Here is a 1,370-nt window from a genome sequence, read left to right as displayed (position 1 = left end):
TAGCGGTGGGGCTCACCTGTTCCCATTCCGAACACAGAAGTTAAGCCCACCAGCGCCGATGGTACTGCTAACGCGGGAGAGTAGGTCGCCGCCAGTTTTTATTTTATTTTTAAAAGTCTCATACAGTAATGTATGAGACTTTTTTTTTGAAATATACTCAAGCAAATTAAATTATACAAGAAGAAAGTAAACGATCTCATACATGATCAATAAGAACTCAATAGATAAGTAATCAATAAATAATTGGAAAACCGTTCTCAAAACGTGACTGATCATAGCTTACTGAATATCTTCAGCTCTACTTTACTTTACATAGTAACCTATCTCTAAGTTTTTGCTAAAGCCTGAGGAGATAGATATTTTTATCTGAACGGCTTGCTTAAACTATGCTCAGGATTATTGCCCGTCTCTATTGAATAATGATTATGTAAACTAACGTAGAACTCATATTCAAATATGTTAAGTCACATCCTTCAATTAAAGATATCGTCTTTACCTTATTTTCTAGATATTTTTACTCTTTCATTTTTTACCCTAGATATATACTTTTTAATATTCTAAGCTTAGCTAACGTCATTGAGGTAATCTACTTTTTATAAATATTCCTTCCATTAGAATTAGGATAATAATTTATCTCTGAATAGATTTGATTATTGTATATTGAATCATGATTTAAAATATTGCGTTATCAGTTCAAAAATCTGTAAGATCTGTGAGAAGCTCTTGAATAGATCCACTCTCTATAAACACTCTTCATATGCTGTACTATAAAATACTTTCAAATACGATGATAATTTGTTGTATGCAAAAGCTATTATAATTTAGTAAGTACACTATATTCTTTAATCGTCTTTTTGGTATACAATACGATAGGTATATCTCCTTAGCATGGATATTTTTATAATCCACATTATTAACACTCATTGTGGATAACTATAATTGTTTGTTAAGGTGTTAATAATAAGATGTTTATGTTGATAGTTTTCCACTTTTCTATTTTTATTATAAATCTATTTGTTTTGTGTTGTTATAAGTTGTTATCTTTGCCCCACTGAAAACGAGAGTATCTCAGTAGCGCAGAAGAGCTTTTAACTAAGCAGAGACGATATTACTTCAAAAAGAGAGAAACAAAAAAACTTTGCATATTTTATTAAATAAAAGTTGCGGGTTACAATAAAGTTTGTATCTTTGCAATCCCAATTACGGGAGCGCAGGAGTGGATAGATTAAGGTTTAGAAAGGAGTTAAGGTTACATAAAAAACTTTAAATTTTTCTTTCAAAACATTTGGTCATTACGAAATAAAGTTTTACTTTTGCACTCGCAAATACGGAGCGACACTGACAGAAAGATTGCTTCGTTACAAAGCGGA

General features: G+C 30.9%; 1 rRNA gene. It reads left to right on the top strand.

Going from position 1 to position 1,370, the window contains the following annotated elements:
- Positions 1-97 (top strand): 5S ribosomal RNA (gene rrf / locus BBI01_RS04445); the annotation flags it as partial.
- Positions 98-1,370: the final 1,273 nt, after the last annotated feature.

The sequence above is a fragment of the Chryseobacterium artocarpi genome (assembly GCF_001684975.1).
Taxonomy (GTDB): domain Bacteria; phylum Bacteroidota; class Bacteroidia; order Flavobacteriales; family Weeksellaceae; genus Chryseobacterium; species Chryseobacterium artocarpi.
The sequence above is the reverse complement of the archived record's forward strand: the minus strand, read 5'-3'. Positions and strand labels throughout refer to the sequence as shown.